Origin of the sequence: Mycobacterium sp. 050128 (assembly GCF_036409155.1) — a bacterium.
Lineage (GTDB): Bacteria > Actinomycetota > Actinomycetes > Mycobacteriales > Mycobacteriaceae > Mycobacterium.
Genome location: NZ_JAZGLW010000001.1, coordinates 1,939,019 through 1,959,056, shown reverse-complemented (window position 1 = coordinate 1,959,056; position 20,038 = coordinate 1,939,019). Strand labels below are relative to the sequence as shown.

At 65.7% G+C, this 20,038-nt stretch carries 19 protein-coding genes; 7 read left to right on the top strand and 12 right to left on the bottom strand.

From position 1 onward, the window contains the following. Window positions 1-39 precede the first annotated feature (39 nt). A complete protein-coding gene (locus tag SKC41_RS09375; RefSeq protein WP_330978817.1) occupies window positions 40-1,059 on the top strand; it encodes an iron-containing redox enzyme family protein in 1,020 nt (339 codons plus the stop codon). On the opposite strand, the gene SKC41_RS09370 is transcribed toward SKC41_RS09375, so the two are convergent. The 4 genes from SKC41_RS09370 to SKC41_RS09355 all read right to left on the bottom strand — a co-directional run bounded on the left by SKC41_RS09370 (window position 1,052) and on the right by SKC41_RS09355 (window position 3,667). After that, window positions 1,052-1,261 carry a CDGSH iron-sulfur domain-containing protein gene (locus SKC41_RS09370; protein ID WP_330977374.1) on the bottom strand — a complete coding sequence of 70 codons (210 nt, stop codon included), beginning with the start codon at window positions 1,259-1,261 and terminating at the stop codon, window positions 1,052-1,054. The two genes, SKC41_RS09375 and SKC41_RS09370, sit on opposite strands and share 8 nt — an antisense overlap. Next, window positions 1,258-1,950, bottom strand: coding sequence for a HemK2/MTQ2 family protein methyltransferase (locus tag SKC41_RS09365; RefSeq protein ID WP_330977373.1), 693 nt, complete (start codon window positions 1,948-1,950; stop codon window positions 1,258-1,260). The genes SKC41_RS09370 and SKC41_RS09365 overlap by 4 nt, the downstream gene beginning before the upstream one ends. A 96-nt stretch (window positions 1,951-2,046) precedes the next feature. Further along, window positions 2,047-2,601: a type 1 glutamine amidotransferase domain-containing protein gene (locus SKC41_RS09360; protein ID WP_330977372.1), complete on the bottom strand. Its 555-nt coding sequence runs from the start codon at window positions 2,599-2,601 to the stop codon at window positions 2,047-2,049. Between the two features lie 79 nt (window positions 2,602-2,680). Continuing rightward, the gene (locus SKC41_RS09355; protein WP_330977371.1) at window positions 2,681-3,667 is read right to left on the bottom strand and encodes an LLM class F420-dependent oxidoreductase; all 987 of its coding nucleotides are present in this window, start codon (window positions 3,665-3,667) and stop codon (window positions 2,681-2,683) included. A gap of 276 nt (window positions 3,668-3,943) precedes the next feature. Here SKC41_RS09355 and SKC41_RS09350 point away from each other — a divergent pair, with 276 nt between their 5' ends. Further along, window positions 3,944-4,603: a response regulator transcription factor gene (locus SKC41_RS09350; protein ID WP_330978816.1), complete on the top strand. Its 660-nt coding sequence runs from the start codon at window positions 3,944-3,946 to the stop codon at window positions 4,601-4,603. A gap of 40 nt (window positions 4,604-4,643) precedes the next feature. On the opposite strand, the gene SKC41_RS09345 is transcribed toward SKC41_RS09350, so the two are convergent. Then, window positions 4,644-5,252, bottom strand: a complete 609-nt coding sequence (locus tag SKC41_RS09345) for a sigma-70 family RNA polymerase sigma factor (RefSeq protein ID WP_330977370.1) — start codon at window positions 5,250-5,252, stop codon at window positions 4,644-4,646. A gap of 280 nt (window positions 5,253-5,532) precedes the next feature. Here SKC41_RS09345 and SKC41_RS09340 point away from each other — a divergent pair, with 280 nt between their 5' ends. Further along, complete coding sequence (locus tag SKC41_RS09340) at window positions 5,533-5,913, top strand: response regulator (RefSeq protein WP_330977369.1); 381 nt, start codon at window positions 5,533-5,535, stop codon at window positions 5,911-5,913. A gap of 340 nt (window positions 5,914-6,253) precedes the next feature. Further along, a complete protein-coding gene (locus tag SKC41_RS09335; RefSeq protein ID WP_330977368.1) occupies window positions 6,254-7,357 on the top strand; it encodes a PPE family protein in 1,104 nt (367 codons plus the stop codon). A gap of 53 nt (window positions 7,358-7,410) precedes the next feature. Here SKC41_RS09335 and SKC41_RS09330 read toward each other — a convergent pair whose 3' ends face one another. The 5 genes from SKC41_RS09330 to SKC41_RS09310 are packed head-to-tail and all read right to left on the bottom strand — an operon-like array spanning window position 7,411 to window position 12,611. Further along, complete coding sequence (locus tag SKC41_RS09330) at window positions 7,411-8,001, bottom strand: hypothetical protein (protein WP_330977367.1); 591 nt, start codon at window positions 7,999-8,001, stop codon at window positions 7,411-7,413. A gap of 31 nt (window positions 8,002-8,032) precedes the next feature. Further along, complete coding sequence (locus SKC41_RS09325) at window positions 8,033-8,929, bottom strand: hypothetical protein (RefSeq protein WP_330977366.1); 897 nt, start codon at window positions 8,927-8,929, stop codon at window positions 8,033-8,035. Beyond that, window positions 8,926-10,515, bottom strand: coding sequence for a bifunctional 3-(3-hydroxy-phenyl)propionate/3-hydroxycinnamic acid hydroxylase MhpA (mhpA, locus tag SKC41_RS09320; RefSeq protein ID WP_330977365.1), 1,590 nt, complete (start codon window positions 10,513-10,515; stop codon window positions 8,926-8,928). The genes SKC41_RS09325 and mhpA overlap by 4 nt, the downstream gene beginning before the upstream one ends. Further along, a complete protein-coding gene (locus SKC41_RS09315) occupies window positions 10,512-11,429 on the bottom strand; it encodes a fumarylacetoacetate hydrolase family protein (RefSeq protein WP_330977364.1) in 918 nt (305 codons plus the stop codon). The genes mhpA and SKC41_RS09315 overlap by 4 nt, the downstream gene beginning before the upstream one ends. 36 nt (window positions 11,430-11,465) lie before the next feature. Further along, window positions 11,466-12,611, bottom strand: a complete 1,146-nt coding sequence (locus SKC41_RS09310) for a VOC family protein (protein WP_330977363.1) — start codon at window positions 12,609-12,611, stop codon at window positions 11,466-11,468. Window positions 12,612-12,917: 306 nt separating this feature from the next. Between SKC41_RS09310 and SKC41_RS09305 the strand changes: the two genes are divergently transcribed. After that, complete coding sequence (locus tag SKC41_RS09305) at window positions 12,918-14,168, top strand: HNH endonuclease signature motif containing protein (RefSeq protein WP_330977362.1); 1,251 nt, start codon at window positions 12,918-12,920, stop codon at window positions 14,166-14,168. A gap of 104 nt (window positions 14,169-14,272) precedes the next feature. On the opposite strand, the gene SKC41_RS09300 is transcribed toward SKC41_RS09305, so the two are convergent. Continuing rightward, window positions 14,273-15,985, bottom strand: coding sequence for a GAF domain-containing sensor histidine kinase (locus SKC41_RS09300; RefSeq protein ID WP_330977361.1), 1,713 nt, complete (start codon window positions 15,983-15,985; stop codon window positions 14,273-14,275). A 163-nt stretch (window positions 15,986-16,148) separates the two neighbouring features. Further along, the gene (locus tag SKC41_RS09295) at window positions 16,149-16,499 is read right to left on the bottom strand and encodes a DoxX family protein (protein WP_330977360.1); all 351 of its coding nucleotides are present in this window, start codon (window positions 16,497-16,499) and stop codon (window positions 16,149-16,151) included. Window positions 16,500-16,862: 363 nt separating this feature from the next. On the opposite strand from SKC41_RS09295, the gene SKC41_RS09290 reads away from it, so the two are divergent. Further along, window positions 16,863-18,251 carry an NAD-dependent succinate-semialdehyde dehydrogenase gene (locus tag SKC41_RS09290; protein WP_330977359.1) on the top strand — a complete coding sequence of 463 codons (1,389 nt, stop codon included), beginning with the start codon at window positions 16,863-16,865 and terminating at the stop codon, window positions 18,249-18,251. A gap of 38 nt (window positions 18,252-18,289) precedes the next feature. Continuing rightward, window positions 18,290-19,990, top strand: a complete 1,701-nt coding sequence (locus SKC41_RS09285) for an alpha-keto acid decarboxylase family protein (protein WP_330977358.1) — start codon at window positions 18,290-18,292, stop codon at window positions 19,988-19,990. Window positions 19,991-20,038 lie beyond the last annotated feature (48 nt).

Here is a 20,038-nt window from a genome sequence, read left to right as displayed (position 1 = left end):
ACCGTTTGCCATGACCCCGTTCGTGGTATGTCCAACGACGTGACTCGCGCGTCGATCAGCATCGAACCCGCCCTACCGGCGGCACATGGACCACTGTCGACGGCCGTACATCGGGCGCTGGCCGGGCCGCCGTCCGTAGACCACCTTGCGCGGATCGGCTCATCGGTGGGCGATTCGGATCCCTACGGCCTCGACCTGCAGCTGGCGCTGTGCATGTGCTACGAGCTGCACTACCGGGGTTTTGCGGGCGTGGATCCCACCTGGGAGTGGAATCCCGACCTGCTGCGACTGCGCGCCGAACTCGAACGTGCCTTTCTGGCGGGTGTGCGTCGCGATGTCGGCCCGATCGATCCCGACCGGACCGCGACGGCGGAGATGGACGCGATTTCCGTCGAACCCGTCGACGGCACCGGGCCGTCCTACTATCTGCGCGACAGCGGGACCTGGCAACAGATGCGCGAATACTTCGTGCATCGATCGATGTACCACCTCAAGGAGGGGGATCCGCATGCCTGGGCCATCCCCCGGCTGACGGGCGGCGCCAAGGCGGCATTCGTGGCGATCGAATACGACGAGTACGGCGCCGGGCAGGGCCACCGAGCACACCAACAGCTCTTCTCGGACCTGCTGGCGGCGGCCGATCTGGACACGACCTACCTGGGATACCTGGACGCCGTGCCCGCCGAAGCGCTTGCGGTGGTCAACCTGATGTCATTGTTCGGCCTGCACCGGCGGCTGCGCGGCGCGGCGATCGGACATTTCGCTGCCACGGAGATCACGTCGTCGCCAGGTTCCCGACGGATGGCCCAGGCGCTCGAGCGGATGGGCGCACCCCCGGCGTGCGTCGCGTTCTACCGCGAACACGTCGAGGCCGACGCCGTGCACGAACAGGTGGTGCGCTTCGATGTGGTGGGCGATCTGGTGGCCCGCGAACCGGAGCTGGACCGCGACATCGTTTTCGGGATGCGGGCACTCGCTGCGGTCGAGGATCGCCTCGCCGATACGATCATGACGTCCTGGAAGCAGGACCAGACCTCGTTGCGGCGACCGCTCAATTAGGCTTCTTGCCAACGCCTTCGACGTGCCGGCAGCGCCGGTGGCTGGTGTCGCACAACGGGTATTCGCGACTGCGCCCACAGGTGCAGATGGCCACCATGAACCGGTCGGATTCGACCACCCGGCCGTCGTCGACTTCGATACGCACCGGACCCGGTAGCAGGATGGGCCCCTTGGGGACCACACGTACCCGTATCCCGGTCATCGCTTGTCCGCCCGGATCACCACCAGGTCCTCTTCCCGGCAGCCCTGCGGCACCAGGCCGATCTGCTCCAGCCAACCCGCGCGCTGCGACAGCACGGGCCCGAATGGAATGCGTTCGGACGCAACGACATCGGCATCCAACCCGGTAGACCGCAAGTAGTCCAGCGAACGGTGGATGCCGGCCAGGGCCGACTGCACCAGCAGCAGGGACCCGCCGTCGCACAACAAGTCTGATGCCGCTGCACAAAGCGGATCCAGCACCCGCCGGCCGTCCCTGCCGGCATTCCACGCCCACGAAGGGCCGACACCCGGTGAGACCACGTCGACGTCGTCCTGCGGCGGGGTGGGCACGTAGGGCGGGTTGGCCACCACCACCTCGAACGGTGCGCATCGGAGGGCGGCGATCCATGAGCCTTCCCGGACGTCGATGTCGACACCCGCGACGATCGCATTGCCCTGGGTGGAATCCACCGCGTGCGGACAGATATCGAATGCCGTCACACTGGCACAACCCATTTCGGCTGCGGCAATCGCGGCGAACCCGCTGCCGGTACACAGATCCAGGACCCGACGACCGGGAATCAGTCCGCTGTATTGCATTGCGCGAACCAGTAATCGGGAATCGGCTTGTGGCTGGTACACAGTCGGCTCAGCTAAAACCTCGGCGGTAACGGGGTACGTGCTCGTCAACGGCGGGCCTTTCGGGAGATCACCGTGGCGGTCACGGCATTTTGTGGGTAATGCCCACAAACAATGCGTTAAAACGCCAAACCCGCCTGGCGAGGCCTAACCCGTTGTTGCGTCCGCGAATTGCTTAACCAGCGTAGAGCAGAATGCCGGCAGGTCCGACGGGGAACGACTGGTGATCAGGTTGCCGTCGACGACGACCTCCTCGTCGACCACCTCCGCGCCGGCATTGCGCAGGTCGGTGCGAATGCTCGGATAGGAGGTGAGTTTGCGCCCAGCCGTCACCCCGGCCTCGACCAGCGTCCACGGCCCGTGGCAGATAGCCCCCACCGGCTTTCCCGACCCGACGAAGTCGCGAACGAACGAGACCGCGGTCGCGTCATTGCGCAGTTTGTCGGGGTTCACCGTGCCGCCCGGCAGTACCAGTCCGTCGAACTCGTCCACCGAGGCGTCCGACACCGCACGGTCGACCGTGAATCGTCCGGCGGGTTCGAGATCATGTTCGCGCGCCTGGATTTCACCGGCCTTGAGCGAGAGGACCTCGACGCGCGCACCCGCTTGCTTGAGGACCGCGCGTGGCTGCTCGAGTTCCACCTTTTCCACGCCGTCGGCGGCCAGAATGGCGATTGTCTTGCCCTGCAGTTCGTTTGCCATCGTATTCTCCTTCACGGTTAGACGGCGTAGGTTGCGCCGTTGCGTGTGGTGCGTAAGGCCGAACTCATCAAACGCGCGCCTAAGGCGATGCCGCCCGCAGGGCGGCCAGCAAAGGTTCTGCCGCTTCTTTGAGGAACAGATCTTGGGTCTGCCCGCCGATCTGAATCAGCGCGATATCGGTGAAGCCGGCCTCCCAGTACGTCCGCACGGCGTCCACGATCGCGTCCAGGTCCGGTCCGCACGGAATGGCATCGGCGATGTCTTCGGCTCGCACAAACTGGGTCGCGCCGGCGAAACCGGCGGGTGTCGGCAAGTCGGCGTTGACCGCCCAGCCCCCGCCGAACCATCGGAACTGGTCGTGCGCGCGTGCGATCGCGGCGTCGCGGTCGGGGTCCCAGCACACCGGAATCTGCCCGACCACCCGGCCGCATTCGGCTCCGTTGGCGGCCTGCCGGGTGGCATGCCAGGAGTCCACCAGGTCCTGGTCGGGTTGCACCGCGATCAGATGGTCGGCGAGCTTGGCGAATTTCTCGACACTTTGCGGGCCACTCATCGCCACACCGATGCCGACCGGAGCGTCGGGCACATCCCACAGCCGTGCGGAGTCCACCTGAAAGTAGTCACCGCGCCAGTTCACCAGCCGGCCGCCGAACAGCTCTCGAATGATTTCGATGGCTTCGCGCAGCATGTCTTGGCGCCGTTCGACGGTGGGCCAACCTTTACCGACGACGTGCTCGTTGAGGTTCTCACCGCTTCCCAGCCCAAGGGTGAACCGCCCGTCGGCGAGAATCTGCACGGTGGCGGCCTGCTGAGCGACGACCGCGGGGTGGTACCGCATCGTCGGACATGTCACATAGGTGTACAAGTCGACCCGCTCGGTCGCATGTGCCACCGCGCCCAGCACCGCCCAGGCGTTGGGCGCATGCCCCTGTGAGGTCAGCCACGGGGAGAAATGATCGCTGCAGACCTCGAAGTCGAACCCGCGCTGCTCAGCCGAAACAGCGTACTGGACAAGGTCTTTGGGTCCGTTCTGCTCCGTCATCAAGGTGTAGCCGAACTTGGTCATAACAAAACGGGTACCCCCGGCCCGCGCACGCAAACCGCCCGCGCCGGGCGTACACGACCCAAGAACGATCGGGCGGGTGCTCGCCGAGTTAGACCGTCCAGTGCACGTCTGCGACCTCACGATGCTGTTTGCAAAACGCCGGGTCGTCGCCGCGGCGACCAGCTGTCATCGTTGATCGCTGGAAATCACCCATATCGCGGTGCAAGATGATTCCTCAGGCACGCAAGGCGGGAGTACCAGGCGTTGACGACGGAATCCAGCACTGCCGCGGCCGACATGGCACCGGCCTCGCTGCGCGCGGTGCTCGCCGACGACGAAGCTCTGCTGCGAGAAGGGGTCGCCAGCCTGCTCGAGCGGTCGGGCTTTACCGTGGTCGGCCAGGTCGGCAATGCCGTCGAGCTACTCGCGCTGGTGCGCAAGACCAGTCCCGACGTGGTGGTCGTTGACATTCGTATGCCGCCCACCCACACGACCGAGGGGCTCGAGGCCGCCCGGGTGATCCACCAGGAGCTACCCGACACGGGGATCCTGGTGCTATCGGCCCACGTCGACGTCGAGCATGCGATGGAACTGCTGGCCAGCGGTCGCGGTATCGGGTATCTGCTCAAGAGTCGGGTGACCGATGTGGCCGATTTCGTCGACACGCTGCGGCGGATCGCCAAGGGCGCATCGGTGATCGATCCGGCGGTGGTGCAGGAGCTGGTGTCGGGTCGGCGAAGAGACGATCCGCTGGCCGCCTTGTCGCCGCGTGAACTCGAAGTGCTGGGGTTGATGGCGGAGGGCCGATCCAATGCCGGCATCGCGCGCCGGCTATGGGTGACCGAGGGCACTGTGGAGAAACATGTCCGCAGCATTCTCACCAAACTGGGCTTGCCGGAGACCGACGACGACCATCGTCGTGTCCGCGCGGTCATCACGTTTCTTGACTCCCGCTGAGTCCCGGGCGGTCAAGGACCTAGAACTCCCGACCGCGGCGTCATGCCGTTTGCGCCAAACCTGGTGCAGCATAGCAGGCTTCGCGCCCGCGTCGGTCGGCCAGCAGCCCCCGTAGCTGGCGGCGCCCCCGATGCAGGCGCGACCCGACGGTTCCGACCGGCGCGTCCATCAGCAACGCGATTTCCTTGCACCCCAGCCCTTCGACATCCGCGTAGTACACCGTGATGCGGAGCAGTTCGGGCAGGGTGCGCAGCGCGGCAATGACATCCTGGTCACCGAGGCGTTGGAGGGCTTGATCTTCCGCCGAGGGCAGGTACCCGGCCGAATGCGCGGAGCTCGCCATCAGGTCCCGCTCCGTCATGCGATCCGCCGAAACCAACGCCGGGCGGCGCCGCATTTTGCGGCAATTGCTGATGTGTGTGTTGACCAGAATTCGGTACAACCACGCTGAGATGGTGCTGTCGGGACGCAAGGAACCGAAGGCGGCGAAGGCGCTCGCCATTGTGTCCTGGACAAGATCTTCGGCGTCGGCGCGGTGACGGGTCATCCGCATCGCATGCCGGTGCAGGTCGCCAAGAACGGGGGCGACTCGGCGTTCGAACTCGGCCGTGGGCTCCGCGTCGGCAGTCAATTCGGCGGGCAGGGTCATGGCGCACCTCTCGTGTCGGTGGGTGAACGGCGCCTTTCGGCTTCCCGCTTCACGATTGCGCCCGCGCCGACTCACGTCTGCCCCGCTGGCGGCCGTCGGCACTGCCCGTCAACCACAGTCAGCCTCTGCCGGGTAGCCGGTATTCGGCCATGCCCCGCCCGCACGGCCAGACCATTCCGCGGGACGCTTCCGCTAACCGGCGCACGAATTCCTGCCGACTCACCACACGTTTCCAGCTAGCCTCCATGCAACGGACTCGCGACTACCCCAGACTGGATTCGTGACAGCGAGTGATCGAACGCGGTGCATCATCGTCGATGACAATCGCGATTTCCTCGATGCGGCGAAACGGTTGCTCAGCCATGAGGGAATCAACGTGGTTGCGGTAGCAACGTCGTTCGCGGAGGGTTTGCAGTGTGTCGAAGAGCTGCGGCCCGACGTGACGCTCGTCGATGTCAATCTCGGGGATGAGAGTGGCTTCGAACTCGTCGACCAGCTGCACCGAAATGGGCTCGGCACATCGGTTCGGACCATCTTGATTTCCACGCACGCCGAAGAGGACTTCGCCGAGTTGGTTTCCGACAGCCCAGCTTTGGCATTTATCCCCAAAGCCGATTTGTCAGGTGCCGCGATCCGCGGCGCCCTGGGGACTGTCGGCTAGATGCCCGCTAGCGCCATTTACGGATTGGCGCTCCAGTAACCGCGCCCAATTCGTTTGGCGCTGAATAACTCGTCGCTCCAAGCGACTGTAGTGCGGGTAGCCAGGGTGCACGAATTACCGTTAGCGGGAAGGCAAATGGGCCGCTAGCCCTGACGACACCGCAGCCGCGAAGCCGCAAACTTTCACTGAGCCTCGTTGTCGAGCTCCAACCTAAGCACCACGCCTCGGTCGCCCGCGGACACACCCGCGAATTAGCTATTACGAGAACAGGAATGGGTTTCGTGATCAGACGGACTAAAGCGCTGGCCGTTGCGACGGCCCGCTGATTCGGGGCGAAGCCATGGACTATGGGACCTTGCCGCCAGAAATCAACAGCGGGCGAATGTATTCCGGCCCCGGGCCGGGGTCTTTAGTGGCCGCCGCGGCAGCGTGGGAGAAGCTGGCGGCCGACCTCTACTCGGCCGCGCAGTCGTACTCCGCGGTGGTCTCCGGGCTGACCGCCCAAAGCTGGCGTGGCCCGTCGTCACTGTCGATGGCTGCCGCAGCAACAACCTACGTCACCTGGTTGAGCGGCGTAGCCGACCAGGCACAGCAAGCCGCCAACCAGGCGCAGGGCGCCGTATCCGCCTTCGAGACGGCGTTTTCCGCTACGGTGCCGCCGCCGGCGATCGCGGCCAACCGGGCGCAGCTGGCCGCGCTCATTGCCACCAATTTTTTGGGGATCAACGCCGCGGTCATCATGGCGACCGAGGCTCAGTATGCCGAGATGTGGGCTCAGGACGCGGCGGCCATGTACGGTTATGCCGCGTCATCGGCCGCCGCGACTACCCTGACGCCGTTCACCGCGCCGCAACACAACACCAACCCGGCCGGTTTGGAAGCCCAAAGCGCCGCGGTCACCGATGCCGCCGGAAATTCCACCGGGCCGTCGGCCACCACGATTATCCAGCAGATCGTCGACGACATAAACAGTGCACTGGCGCCTGACCACGTCAACTCCGGGATCAGTGCGTTCTCGACGATCCCGTCGATCATCCTGTCGGCTGCCTCCTTGGCGAATTCCGGCGCCGACTCGACGGCGACGGCGTTGACCGACGTCAGCGCCGGACTCGGCAAGGTGGCGACCACGCTTGCCTCGGCGGGCTCGGTTCAGGTCGAAGGCGCCGTGTCCGCCGGGGTAGGCCGTGCGGCCACCGTGGGGGCCTTGTCGGCGCCGCCGGCCTGGGGGTCGCTCGCATCGGCAAATGGCGCTGCGCCCCATGCATTACCGGTCAATCTCGTCGGTGAAACCGCCCTCGGCGGATCGCCGCCGCTCGGCGTGGCCACCGCTCCGGCGAACCTCGCACCCGGCGCGGCCCAGCGAGGCGGGGCAGCGACGGAGGGCACGACACTGCGATCGCTGATGCGGCCGAACGTGCTTCCCGGCCAGAGGTACATCGGATAGGGCGCTTAAAGCGCGCCACGATGTGATGGGGGTGCGCTAATTCCGGGCGTGCGTCAGTTGAGCGGAAACCGCTCTGCTCTCAGCGTTTCTCGCAGCGCGCGTCGGTACCGCGACAGCACGGGCACATACAATCCCAACTCTTTGCGTACCGCCTGCACCACGTCGCGCCGATTGACCGTCACCTCTTCGTAGATCTGCAGCGCGGCCCGATGTTGCTCCGGCAGAGTGTCCAGCCACTTCTGGATCTGTGCAGTCGCGCCACCGTCACCCTCGACCTGCCTTACCCATTCGCCAAGTTGGACGGACTGCTGGTAGGCATACGCGATGGCAATATCGGCCGTTTGAAAATTACCGGTCACCGCGAGCTCGCTGATCACCCTGTCGATCGCATCGGCCTTGTCCACGAGCACTTCTCGGCGAACCTCCGGCGGGAGCGCCTTGACTATCTCCAGGTCCCGGCCGATCCTCAGGGCGTCCACGTAGAGCGTCTTCATCTCCTCGTAATGGAATCGCTTGTGTTCTGACCTGCGGTCGAGCGCGCCCGTGCTGAACGCGGTGACGCCCGCGCACAACACGAATGCGCCGCCCAGCAGCGTGCCCTGCCCGGGAGTGAGGTTGTGCCAGAAGTCAATCCACGCGCTCATGTGGCCACCTCATCTCCCAACCGCGCAGAGCTCACAGATCCGCCAACGCGAGGCCGGTGAGGCCAAAGCCAAGGTGTGACAGCTCGGTGTCGACGCCGGTGTCGAGGTTGACGTACCGGATCCCGCCCCCCAGGTCGCCGACGTAGAATTCCGAGTCGGAGATGGCGGCGACGCCGATCGCCTCGTGATATCCCCGCGACACGATCTCGGGCGTACCGAGGGCCGGCTGCACCGTCGCCCGGTTGAGCGTGTTGCCGTCCGGCTCGGCGCCGCGATCGGTCCACACCAGCGTTTGCCCATCGAACAGATGTAGGTCGATCGGCTCCGGCAGGTCCTTCCACAGCAGTTCGACGTCGGGGCGGTGTCGCGGGCTGATGCCCGCAGGTAGGTCGAGTGGAGCTCGAAAGATCCTGCCCTCACCCGCCTTTGGCGCGCCCTTCTGCGTCCAGTACAGCAGTTGGCGCTCCAGGTCCACGGCGATCCCGACGCAGTGGTTGGCAATCGTTTGCGCGTCGGCGTCGCCGACCCCGGTGACGACCAGCGGCCGCAGGTCGCTGCCGTCGAGGTTACAACGCAGCACCTGCATGCCCTCGCGGTCGCACCAATACAGCACACCCGCGTCGAAATCGGCGGCCAGCTGTTTGCCGGTGGTGAACGCCCCGCGCGGCACGATGGTGACGCGGTTGGCTCCGTCGAGATCCGCGCGTTCCAGTGATCCGTTGCGGGCGTAGGCCGTTTCCGAACGCGGGTCGCCCCCGGGGTCGGGGGCGCCCATGTTCGTCCAGTAGACGTGGCCGCGTGACTGGTCGACGACGATGCCGTCCGGTCTCTCGTCGAGTTGGGCGATCAGGGTCCGCACCCGGGTGCCGTCCAGCGACACCGCCTGCATCTCCTGCTTGCCATCGTTGAGCACCAGTAGCTCGATCATCGACGTTCACTTTCGGTGTCGGAGCCCTGCCCCACGGAGAACGCCGGCACAGCGTCGCAGAGCGCCTGAACACCCTTGCCCGCCTGCATGACTGCGCCATCGGGTCGAACAATTGCCGCGGTCGCCCGGCCCTGCTTCAGCCAGCGCCCGAGCCGGCTTTCCGGTGTCACGACGACAACGGCGGCGCCCCGGTTGCTGAGGTCCTGTTGTTGCGTCGGGCTCAGGGCCGTGGAGGTGACCACCGCGAATCGGTTCCCGACGATCTGATCGAGGTGCAGGCCGTCACGCAGAATCGGGTTGGGGCACAGCGATCCGGCCAGCTGACCCGGAATGCGTGACTTGACCACCAGTTCCGACCGGTGCAGCCCAGGGGCCACGCCGTCGGCAACGCTGGTGCGGGTGCCCGGCAGGCGGAAGCTCGCCAGCCGCGGGAACAGCACCTGACGCACCAGGTCGCCCAGCCGGCCGCCGCCGGTCATCGCCGCTCCCACCGACGCCGCCATCAAAATCATCGCGGCCGCATGGGCTTTGCGCTCCTGCTCGTAGGTGTCTAACACACTCTCGGGCAAGCTCTCACCCAGCACGCCGGCTACCTTCCAGGTCAGGTTCAGCGCGTCCCGAAGGCCCGCCGCCATGCCCTGGCCGACGAAGGGTGGCGTGAGGTGCGCGGCGTCGCCGAGGACGAACACATTACGGTCGCGCCACCGACTGGCCACCTTCGCGCGGAAGGTGTAGGCGGTGACCCGAACCAGGCGCAACTCCTCCGCAGGTATCTCACCCAGCCAGGGCGCGATCAACGGCTCGATGTGCTCGATGGTCTGGTAGTCCGCGGCCGTCTCGCCGTCGAGCAACTGGAACTCCCAGCGGTAGCGGGTCTGCCCGACTCGCATGTAGGTGCCCGCGCGCTGGGTGCTGCACAGTTGGTGGCACCCCTCCCACTGGTTGAGTTCGGCGTCGGTGTCGACGTCGATGACCACCCAGTCCTGTTGGAACGGCAGCCCGTACATTTGCGACCCGATCGACGCGCGCACAATGCTGTTGGCGCCGTCGCAGCCGAAGACATAGGCTGCCTCGACGGACTGCTCCCCACCTCGGACGCGGTCCAGGAAGCTGACCCGAACCCGGCCGGGCTTGTTCTGGGTCACGCTGGTGACCTCCACGTCGCCCCGCAACACCACGTTGTCGTAGCGCTTGAGGTTGGTACGCATCATCGCTTCCAACTCGGGCTGGTCGAACATATTCATCTGCGGGTAGCCGTTGGCGCTGGGCTCGGTGCTGCGCTTGAGCTCGGCCAGCACACGCAAGTCCTTGTCCAGCAACCGAAGTCCCAACGCCGACCGCCGGTGTGCGCCGAACTCGTCGGCGACGCCCAGCCGGGCGAGAATGCGGTAGATTTCGTCGTCTGCGTGCACCGCCCGCGGCAGGGGATAGACGGATTCATGTCGGTCGAGTACCAGACACGAGATTCCGAACTGGCCGAGCAGGGTGGCCGCGGTGACGCCGGTCGGGCCGGCGCCGATGATGACCACGGGGACGAAGTCCGGCAGGGTGACCGGGTCGGATTGTGGGTTCCTGCTTGCGTTCATCGGGTGACCACCTTGTTGCGTTGCGTGCCTAGGTTGATGGCGTCGTCATCGGTGGCCACCGTGGCCTCCACGACGTCGCCGTGATGCAGATAGTTGGGGTTGGTTGCCTGGGCGGCAAGGAATGTCATCAAGTCCGTCTGGTGCGGGTTCTCTACTCCGCGCGCGGTAAGCGCGGTTCCGACCGGGGTGCCGGTGAGCACGATGTCCCCAGCCTCCAGCTTCTGGAACTTCGCCAGCGCCTGCAGCGCCTCGACGGGCGGGTACAACATGTCGCCGTCGACCACCATGTTCTGACGCAGTTCGCCGTTTACCCGCAGCTGAAGCCGCAAGTCGCCGAAGCGCTTGAGTTCGTCGGCGTCGACCAGGACCAGCGCCGGGCCGATCGGGGTGAACGTCGGGTACGACTTCGATTCGTAGAACTGGGCTTTGGTGAGCTGCACGTCGCGGGCGGACACGTCGTTGGTCACCAGCAGGCCGTGGACGAACTCGGCCAGGTTGGCCTCGGTCACCTCGGTGCCCACCGGAATCTCGCGACCGATCAGCAGACCGATCTCCAGCTCGTAGTCGAGCAGTTTCACGTGGGCCGGCTTGACGATGTCGCCGAACGGACCCGTGATGGAACCGGAAGCCTTGCGGAAGAAGGTCAGCGGCGTCTTGGCCGGGTCACGCCCGACGTCCCGCACGTGCGAGGCGTAGTTGGTGGCCTGGGCCACCAAGCGGCACGGCGTGGTGACCGGGGAGAGCAGTTCGAGGTTGGCCACCGGCACGGTGCCGGTCGACCCGGCGGCCTCATCGATGGCCCGGCGGTCGCCGAGCAGTTCGGCGGTGGTGGTCGCGCCGGTGTGGATGCGTGCCGCGCCGTTGGGAGTCTGCACCCACCACGCGTCAGCGGTGCGTAGGATAGAGACGGTCATTTTCGAATAACCTTTCTTTCAAATGGGTTGTGTCGGTTAAGATTTGCTCACGCTGAACAGCCCACGCAGCGCGGACACGTCGAACTCGTTGTCGTGGCGCAGCGCATCGAGCATCAAGGCGACCTCGCGTGCGGTTTCACGCGGTGTGCCGACGCCGAGGAAGTCCTTGCTCGGTGGTGGGCCCCACTGGTACAGGCCCGACGCGGTCAGGGGGGCCCAGCCGGCTTCCAGGCTGTTGTCGAACATGTCACCGTCGGCGTAGTGCTCGACCAGGAAATCCCCTTCGGGGTCGCGCCAGTAATCGAAAATCTGGCTGCCCTGGATGTGACGGCCGATGCCCCAGGACCGGAAATAGCCTTGCTCGCGCAGGTATTCGCCGCCGGCGGCCAGTGCGTCGACGTCGCAAACCTGATAAGCCGAGTGCACGTAACGGTGCGTCGGGCCCAAAGCCATCGCCAGCGTGTGGTGGTCGGCCGGGGTGGAACCGCGGTCGCAGCGGATGAAGCTCATGACCGGTCCGCGCTCACGCTGGCCCGGGTAGTAGCAAAAGTCGCTGACGATCAGACCCAGGTGGTCCAGGTACCAGTTCAGCGCCTCGATGTACTTGGGCGTCTGCAGGACGATGTGTCCCAGTCGCTGCACGCGCGCGGGGATCCGTGGCGGGCGCTGGGTGGCGTTCGCCCGGACGGTGTCGTGACTGGCCCCGAAGTTGAAGACGTGCGGACGCTGCGACGCGAGCTCATCGAGCCGGTGAACACCGGACACCACCCGCAACGGAATTCCGCTCGGGTCGACCAGGTCAACGCTCACCCCGCCGAGGGTCTCGGGCAGCGGCCGGACGGTGGCCCCGGTTGCATCGGCCAGCCGCAGCAGGTCGGTGTCGTCGGCGGCGACGAACGCCGGGCCGACGAACCGCGAACGCTTGCCGCGGCGAATCAGGACACACGGTGCCGCCGGGTCGCTGCCACGCAGGTGCAGCTCGTCGTTGGTGCGCAGTGCCACGCTGAACCCGAATGCCAGCGCGAACGTCTGCGCTTTGTCCAGATCCGGCTTCTCGAACTCCAGCCAGATTACGTCGTGGACCTTGATCACCGGGTTGGCCGAGCGCCCCGGGTGCTCACCCGGCAGCGCGCCCTGCTCGCTGTGCAGCCCATTGTGGGCGCCGATGAGTTGGTCGGTCATTGCTCGCTCCTAGATTCGAATCGATTGGCACCGTGGCCCGAAAGGGTTCTGGTGTCGGGGCTTTCACCGGTGCGCCAGTTCATGTACCGCACTCGCCATTAAGGATGCCGCGTCCGCGCATGCGTGTCGTTGCCGCTGACGGCAATCGCTATACCCTGCTAGCGGGTATTCAGGATTCTGGTTTTCAATCCGCGACGTCGCATTGGCGCCGGCCAATCAAGCTGTCCCGCTTTGCGAATGATCGCAGTCACACCCCGCCGGATTTGCGGGCCGAGATTTGTCGTACCCCGATGCGATGATGACGTCATGTCTTCGACCGCATCCGCTGGCGCCGTGGTAGTCCGTCCTGGCGAGCGTCTTGAGGTGCTGTTCGAGGAGCTGGCGGAGTTAACCGGTCAACGCAATGCCATTGATGGGCGCGTCGTGGAGATCGTGGCCGAGATCGATCGCGACCAATTGTGCGGTGCCACGGGTGCGCGGTCGGTGCCGGCGTTGGTGGCGTGGAAGACCGGCTGCTCGTCGGCAAACGCTCACACGATCACCACCGTGGCGCGTCGGCTGCCGGAGTTTCCGCGCTGCGCGCAGAGCATGCGGGAGGGTCGACTGTCGCTGGATCAGGTCGGCGTCATCGCGGCGCGCGCCGGGGCGGGATCCGATGAGCACTACGCGCAGCTCGCGCGAGTCGCCACGGTCAATCAGCTGCGCACCGCGGTCAAACTCGAACCGCGACCCGAACCCGAACCTAGGACCGAGCCCGAGCGCTCGATCGCCACGACCGCCAACGAGCAGGGCAGCTGCTACCGGATCACCCTTGCCCACGACGACGCGGCGACGTTCGACGCCGCCTTGGCGTCTCACCGTGACGCCCTGATCGCCGAGTGGAAGCACGATCACGGCAACAGCGAGGGCGCTTCGGATCAGCGGCCCCCGTTGCCTACGATCGCCGATGCGTTTATGCGCTTGGTCGAGGCCGGATGGGACACGGAGGCGGCCCGCCGGCCCCACGGGCAGCACACCACCGTGGTGGTGCACGTCGACGTTGAGCAGCGCACTGGGACCCTGCATCTGGGTCCGCTGCTCACCGCCGCCGAACGCCGATACCTGACCTGTGATGCCAACCGTGAAGTCTGGTTCGAACATCACGGCGAGGTCATTGGCGCCGGCCGCGCGACGCGGCTGATCAACCGGCGGCTTCGCCGCGCGTTGGAGTATCGCGACCGCACGTGCGCGGTTCCTGGCTGCGGGGCCACACGTGGTCTGCACGCCCATCACATCCGGCACTGGGAAGACGGCGGCCCCACCGAATTGGCCAACCTGGTGTTGGTGTGCCCCCATCATCACCGGTTGCACCACCGAGGCGTCATCACCATCGCCGGCTGCGCGGACGCTCTCATCGTCACCGACCACGCCGGCCGATTATTGAGACCGGGGTCGCTGGCGCGCCCACCGACCCAACCCCCGCCCGATGTCCCGCCGTGGCCCGGCCCCACCGGCGAACGCGCCGACTGGTGGTGGTACCAACCCTTCCAGCCCCAACCACCACCGACAATCAACTAGGTCGATTAGCAGCATCTGTTCGATGATGGAATGCGTTGGCGCATAGAGGATTTAGGGCCGGGATCCGCCGCTGAGGCGAGCGGGCTGCTCGCGCTGTCCACTCATCAACCGTTGGGATGGTGTGGGATAGCGATATCAAATGCCGTCCCACCCCCTGGGGGACTGGCGACCTGCATCCGCCCGCCCAGTGCTTCGATACGATCCCTGAGCCCGATGAGCCCGGAACCCTTTTGCGGGTCGGCGCCGCCGACCCCGTCGTCTGAGATGAGCAGGACCAGATCGTGATCGGTGGCATGCGCACGCACCATGACTCGAGAGGCCTTGGCGTGCTTGGCGGCATTGGTGAGCGCCTCAGCCACCACGTAGTACGCGGCCACCTCGATGGGGTCGGGCAACCGGTGCGCGATCGCAACGTCAAGTTCGACGGGCACCGCCGAACGTCGGGCCAGTGTCTTGAATCCGGCGGACAGCCCACCGGTCGACAAGATCGCGGGGTGAATGCCGCGCGAGATCTCCTGCAGCTCCTGGAAGACGTCGGTCAACCCCGAAACGGCTTGAGAAAGCTCCTCTTTGAGCTCCGCGCAGTCGGCTGGGACCAAATCCTGTGCGAGGCGAAGCTTCAGTCCCAGGGCGACCAGCCGTTGCTGGGCTCCGTCGTGAATGTCTCGTTCCAGCTGGCGACGGGCGGTATCAGCGGCGGCCACGATCCTCGCCCGCGAGGCGACTAGTTGTTGGCGCGTGGTGGCGGCGGCAATGGCGGTTGCGACGAGCTCGGCGAATTCGGCTATGCGCGCCTCCGCATCTGGCGGCAGACCTTCCGGTTCGGTCGTGCCGACGACGGCTACCCCCCACACCCGCTCGTCGACCACAATCGGGGCGCCGACACGCGATTGCACGCCCAATTCGCGAACGCGTTTGGCGATCGAACCGCTGGCGCCGTCGAACATATCCATCCGAGCCGGACCTCGCGACTGCCACACCTGGGCCGAGACGTTGTCGCCCTCGGTGCTTAGCCGTTCGCCGACCGACAAAAGCGGTAGCCCGGGTCCCGCGAAGGAAGCGACGACGACGACCGCAGCACCGTTGTCCTCGAACTGCAGCACCTCGGCACCACCCACATCCAGGCAACCGGCCATCTCCTCGGCCACCGCCGCAAACACCTCTGCCTGGCTGACTCCCTGCGCGACCAAGGTCGCCACCCGGCGCAACGCGGCCTGCTGCCGTGCCAGCACGCTGAGGTCGTCTGCGAGCTGACGGAGGCTGTCGCGGCTGGCGTTCAACTGTTCACGCGCCGCGGCGTTGGCGAGCGCGGTTGCCACCAGATCGGCGAAGTCTGCGATTCGCGCCTCCGTGTCGGCTGGCAACGGCCCCGTTCGCGAGGCAACGGCGGCCACGCCCCAAAGATGCGAACCCACCGAGATGGGGACCGCAACCATCGATTGGACCCCGATGGCACGAATGCGCGCCGCAGCTTCACCTGGCGTGTGCTCGTGGCTGTCTACTCGGGCCGGACGGCCGGTGCGCCGAACTATCGCGGCGACATGGTCACCGTCCAGGGGGAACCGATCACCTACCACCGGCGGGTTCCGAAGCTCAATCTCGGGGCGTCCCAGCGCGACGATGACTATTTCATCACCGTCAAAGCGGGCGACCGTTGCGTTGTGGGCGTCGACACAACTGGCCATCTCCTCGGCCACCATGGTGAAGACTTCCGCGGGTTCGGCCTCGCGAGCGACCAGTTCCGCCACCCGGCGCAACGCGGTCTGTTGTCGAGCGAGCTGGTACAACGACGTCGACGCGTCGACGCGATCATTCACCGGCAACCACCGCCCTCAAAATCGCCGACTAGCGCGAATCTTAACGCCACCCATTCGTTTGCACCGCGGCGGCGCCCTGCGCGGCACGCGTTACCCACGACGCTCTGGGCGGCCACGTCAATCTCATTGCGGTGCAGCGTGATTGCGGACAATTCGTGTCGGCTTAAGACACTATGGCAAGCACCAGCAATGCGACGCTCGCCAGTCCGGTTATCACCGCGGGTGCCACGGCGAGGCCGGTGTCACGGGCCTTGAGGTGGTAACCGGTCGCTGCGATCATCAAGGCGACGAGCCCGCCAGCAGTCACAACCGTGAGCGGCTTGATCGCAACTCCCGCAAGAAGGCCGACCACGGCCGCCAGTTCGGCGGCACCGATGAGACGGCTGGCGCGCTCGCTGATGTCCAGATGTGCGGCATTGGCGCGCGCGGTTGCGGTATCCAACACCTTGATGAAACCAGTGAATGCGAATTCCGCGGCCAGCACGACGGACAAGACGACGGTGGCGACGTGCATCATGAACTCCTTCAGCAAAAGCATCTTCGGCGGCGAAAGTCGCTGCGAGGCGGGCTCGCAGCGCTCTATCGAAAAGTATCGACGCCGGCGGGGACGTATCGAGTCATGACAGCCGCACTCCCCCGTACCCGCTAGCACCCATTCCGCCGTCAGTGGCAATCGAAACGGTGGCAGCACGGGCGATTTACCGGCTGGCAGGTATAGCCATTTGGCGGTGGCGGTAGCGACATGCCGATACGAACAACGCATGCTCGAAACGACACCGCCCCCAGCGATGCGTAATCGGCTGCGCAGAGCGGTATTTCACCGAACGGAACGTAGAGCACCGGCCGAGGGCCGGTGGGCAAGAACGGAGAGGAAACCATGGCATACCGGACCGTCAACCCGTACAACAACGAGGTAGTGGCCACGTTCGATGACCTGACCGACGCGGAGACGATGAACCTGCTTGCGCAGGCGCACAAGAGCTTTGAGTCATGGAGCCAGGAGTCGTTCGTCGAGCGCGCCGCCGTGTGCAACCGCGCTGCGGCCATCCTCACCGAACGGCGCGACGATTTCGCCCGCCTGCTCACGCTGGAGATGGGCAAGCTCTACAACGAGTCCCTGGGTGAAGTCGCGCTCAGCGCGCAGATCTTCCAGTACTACGCGCAGAACGCCGAGGCATTTTTGGCGCCCGAGCGCATCGACACTCTGAGCGTCAACGACAACGCGATGCTCGTCAGCGCCCCGCTCGGCGTGATCCTGGGGATCCAGCCGTGGAACTTTCCCTTGTACCAGCTGGCGCGGGTGACGGCGCCCAACCTGATGGCCGGCAACGTGGTCATGGTCAAGCACGCCTCCAACGTGCCGCAGGCGGCGGCCGCCTTCGAGCGGCTGCTGCTGGAGGCCGGTGCCCCGGAAGGGGTCTACACCAACCTGTTTGCGACCAAGGACCAAATCAACATGTTGATCGACGACCCGCGGGTGCGTGGGGTGTCGCTGACCGGTAGCGAGGGCGCGGGTTCTGTCGTCGCGGCCCGCGCGGGCAAGAACTGCAAGAAGTCCACGATGGAGTTGGGCGGCTCGGACGCGCTGATCGTGCTCGACGACGCGGATATCGACAAGACCGTCCGGTGGGCGCTGTGGGGCCGGATGAACAACGGCGGCCAGTGCTGCGTCGCCTCCAAGCGGATCATCGTCGTCGAGGACGTCGCCGATGAATTCCTCGAGAAGTTCAAGGCCGCGCTGGCCGGGCTCAAGGCGGGTGACCCGTTCGACGCGGACACCACGCTGCCGCCGATGTCCAGCCAGGGTGCGGCCGACGAGCTGCACGACAAGATCGAGGCCGCGGTCGACGCGGGCGCGACGGCGATCACGCTCGGTGAACCGGTGCCCACTACGGGCGCGTTCGTGCAGCCGACCATCCTGACTGACCTGACGCCGGACAACCCCGCCTACTACCAGGAGTTTTTCGGACCGGTCGCGCTCTTCTTCCGGGCGACCAGCGAGGACGACGCGGTGCGGATCGCCAACGACTCGAACTTCGGTCTGGGCGGTTCGGTGTTCACTCAGGACGCCGAACGCGGCGTCGAGGTCGCCAAGCGGATCGAGACCGGCATGGTGTTCGTCAACCACCCGACCTGGACCAAGCCGGACCTGCCCTTCGGCGGGATCAAGCTGTCGGGCTACGGGCACGAGTTGTCCACCATCGGTATCGGGGAATTCGTCAACAAGAAGTTGATCAACGTCGTGCCGATCGACGCGCCCGAGTAATCAATTATCAAGCGACTCAACGCAAAGGGAACTCAATCATGACTGACTTCACCGTAGGGAAATATCTGGCCGCCCGCCTCGAGCAGATCGGGCTGAAGCACTACTTCATGGTCCCGGGCGACTACAACCTCGTGCTACTCGACGAGTTGCTGGAAAACCAGAACCTCGAGCAGATCGGGTGCTGCAACGAGCTCAACGCGGCTTACGCCGCCGAGGGCTACGCCCGGGTCAACGGTGTCGGGGCGGTGTTCACTACCTACAACGTGGGCGCGTACTCCGCGCTGAACGGTGTGGCCGGCGCCAACGCCGAACGGCTGCCGGTCATCATGGTGTCCTCCAGCCCGAATACCAATGACGCGGGGGAGAACCACATCCTGCACCACACCATGGGCACCCACGACTTCACCGCGCAGTACGAGGTGTTCCGTCAGGTGACCTGCGCGGCGGTGCGAATTCAGCATCCCGACAATGCGCCCGCCATGATTGACCGGGCGATCAGCACCGCCCTGCGCGAGCGCAAGCCGGCCTACATCGAGATCCCGTGCAACCTGTCGGCCGCCCCGTGTGCCGCGCCGGCGCCATTCTCGGAGCTGACGGTCGGGCAGCCCAGCAACGCGCGCATGCTGGCCGAAGCCGTCGGGCATGCTTGCGACCTGCTGGCGAACGCCAAAAAACCGATATTGCTGGCAGGAGTGCACCTGCGTTCCTTCGGCGCCATTGACGCTTTCCGCGAACTTGCCGAGGCGCTGGGGTGCGCGGTGGCGGTCATGCCCAACGCGAAGGGCTTCTTCCCTGAAGACCACCCGCAATACGCCGGCATCTATTGGGGCGAGGTGAGCAGCCCGCAGTGCCAGGCCATCGTCGACTGGTCGGATTTGATCGTGGCCGCCGGCCCGGTGTTCAGCGACTACACGACCGTGGGCTACAGCGCAGTGCCACCACGGCAGCGACTGATCAACGCCGAGCCGCACAGCGTTCGGTTCCCCGGCGCCGAATTCACCGGCGTCGCGCTGGCCGACTTTTTGTCCGACCTTGCCAAGAAGGTCGCGGCCAACGGCGCGACCCTGACGCAGTTCAAGCGTCTTCGGGGGACGGCGAACCCGGCTCCGCGGGCAGCGGCCGCGCCGCCGCAGGCCCCGTTGAGCCGTGTCGAAATGTGGCGCCAGATCGAGGAGGAACTTGACTCAGCGACGACCCTGTTGGTCGAGACCGGTGACTCCTGGCTCAACGGCATGTACACCCGACTGCCCGGCGGCGCCCGGTTCGAGATCGAGATGCAGTGGGGCTCGATCGGCTGGTCAGTCCCCGCGAGCTTCGGCTATGCGATGGGCCTGGAGGACGACCGCCGGCTGGTCTCCGTCATCGGCGACGGATCCTTCCAGCTGACCGCCCAGGAGGTATCGAACATGATCCGCCACGGTCAGGAGATCCTGATTTTCCTGGTCAACAACCGCGGTTACGTCATCGAATCGGCGATCCACGACGGTCCGTACAACTACTACAAGAACTGGAACTACGCCGGGCTTGTCGATGTGTTCAACGCCGAAGACGGCCGCGGGCTGGGGCTGACGGCGACCACCGCGGGCGAATTGGCCGAGGCGATCGAACAAGCACGCGCCCACCACGGCGGTCCGGTGCTGATCGAGTGCCAGATTCCCAACGACGACGCCAGCCCGGAGCTGATCTCCTGGGGATCGAAGGTCGCCCGGGTCAATTCCCGCAAGGATCTCCGGTTCTGACCGAACGGCCGGCCGGTTGGGCCAAGCCTATTCGAGGAGCGAAATCGA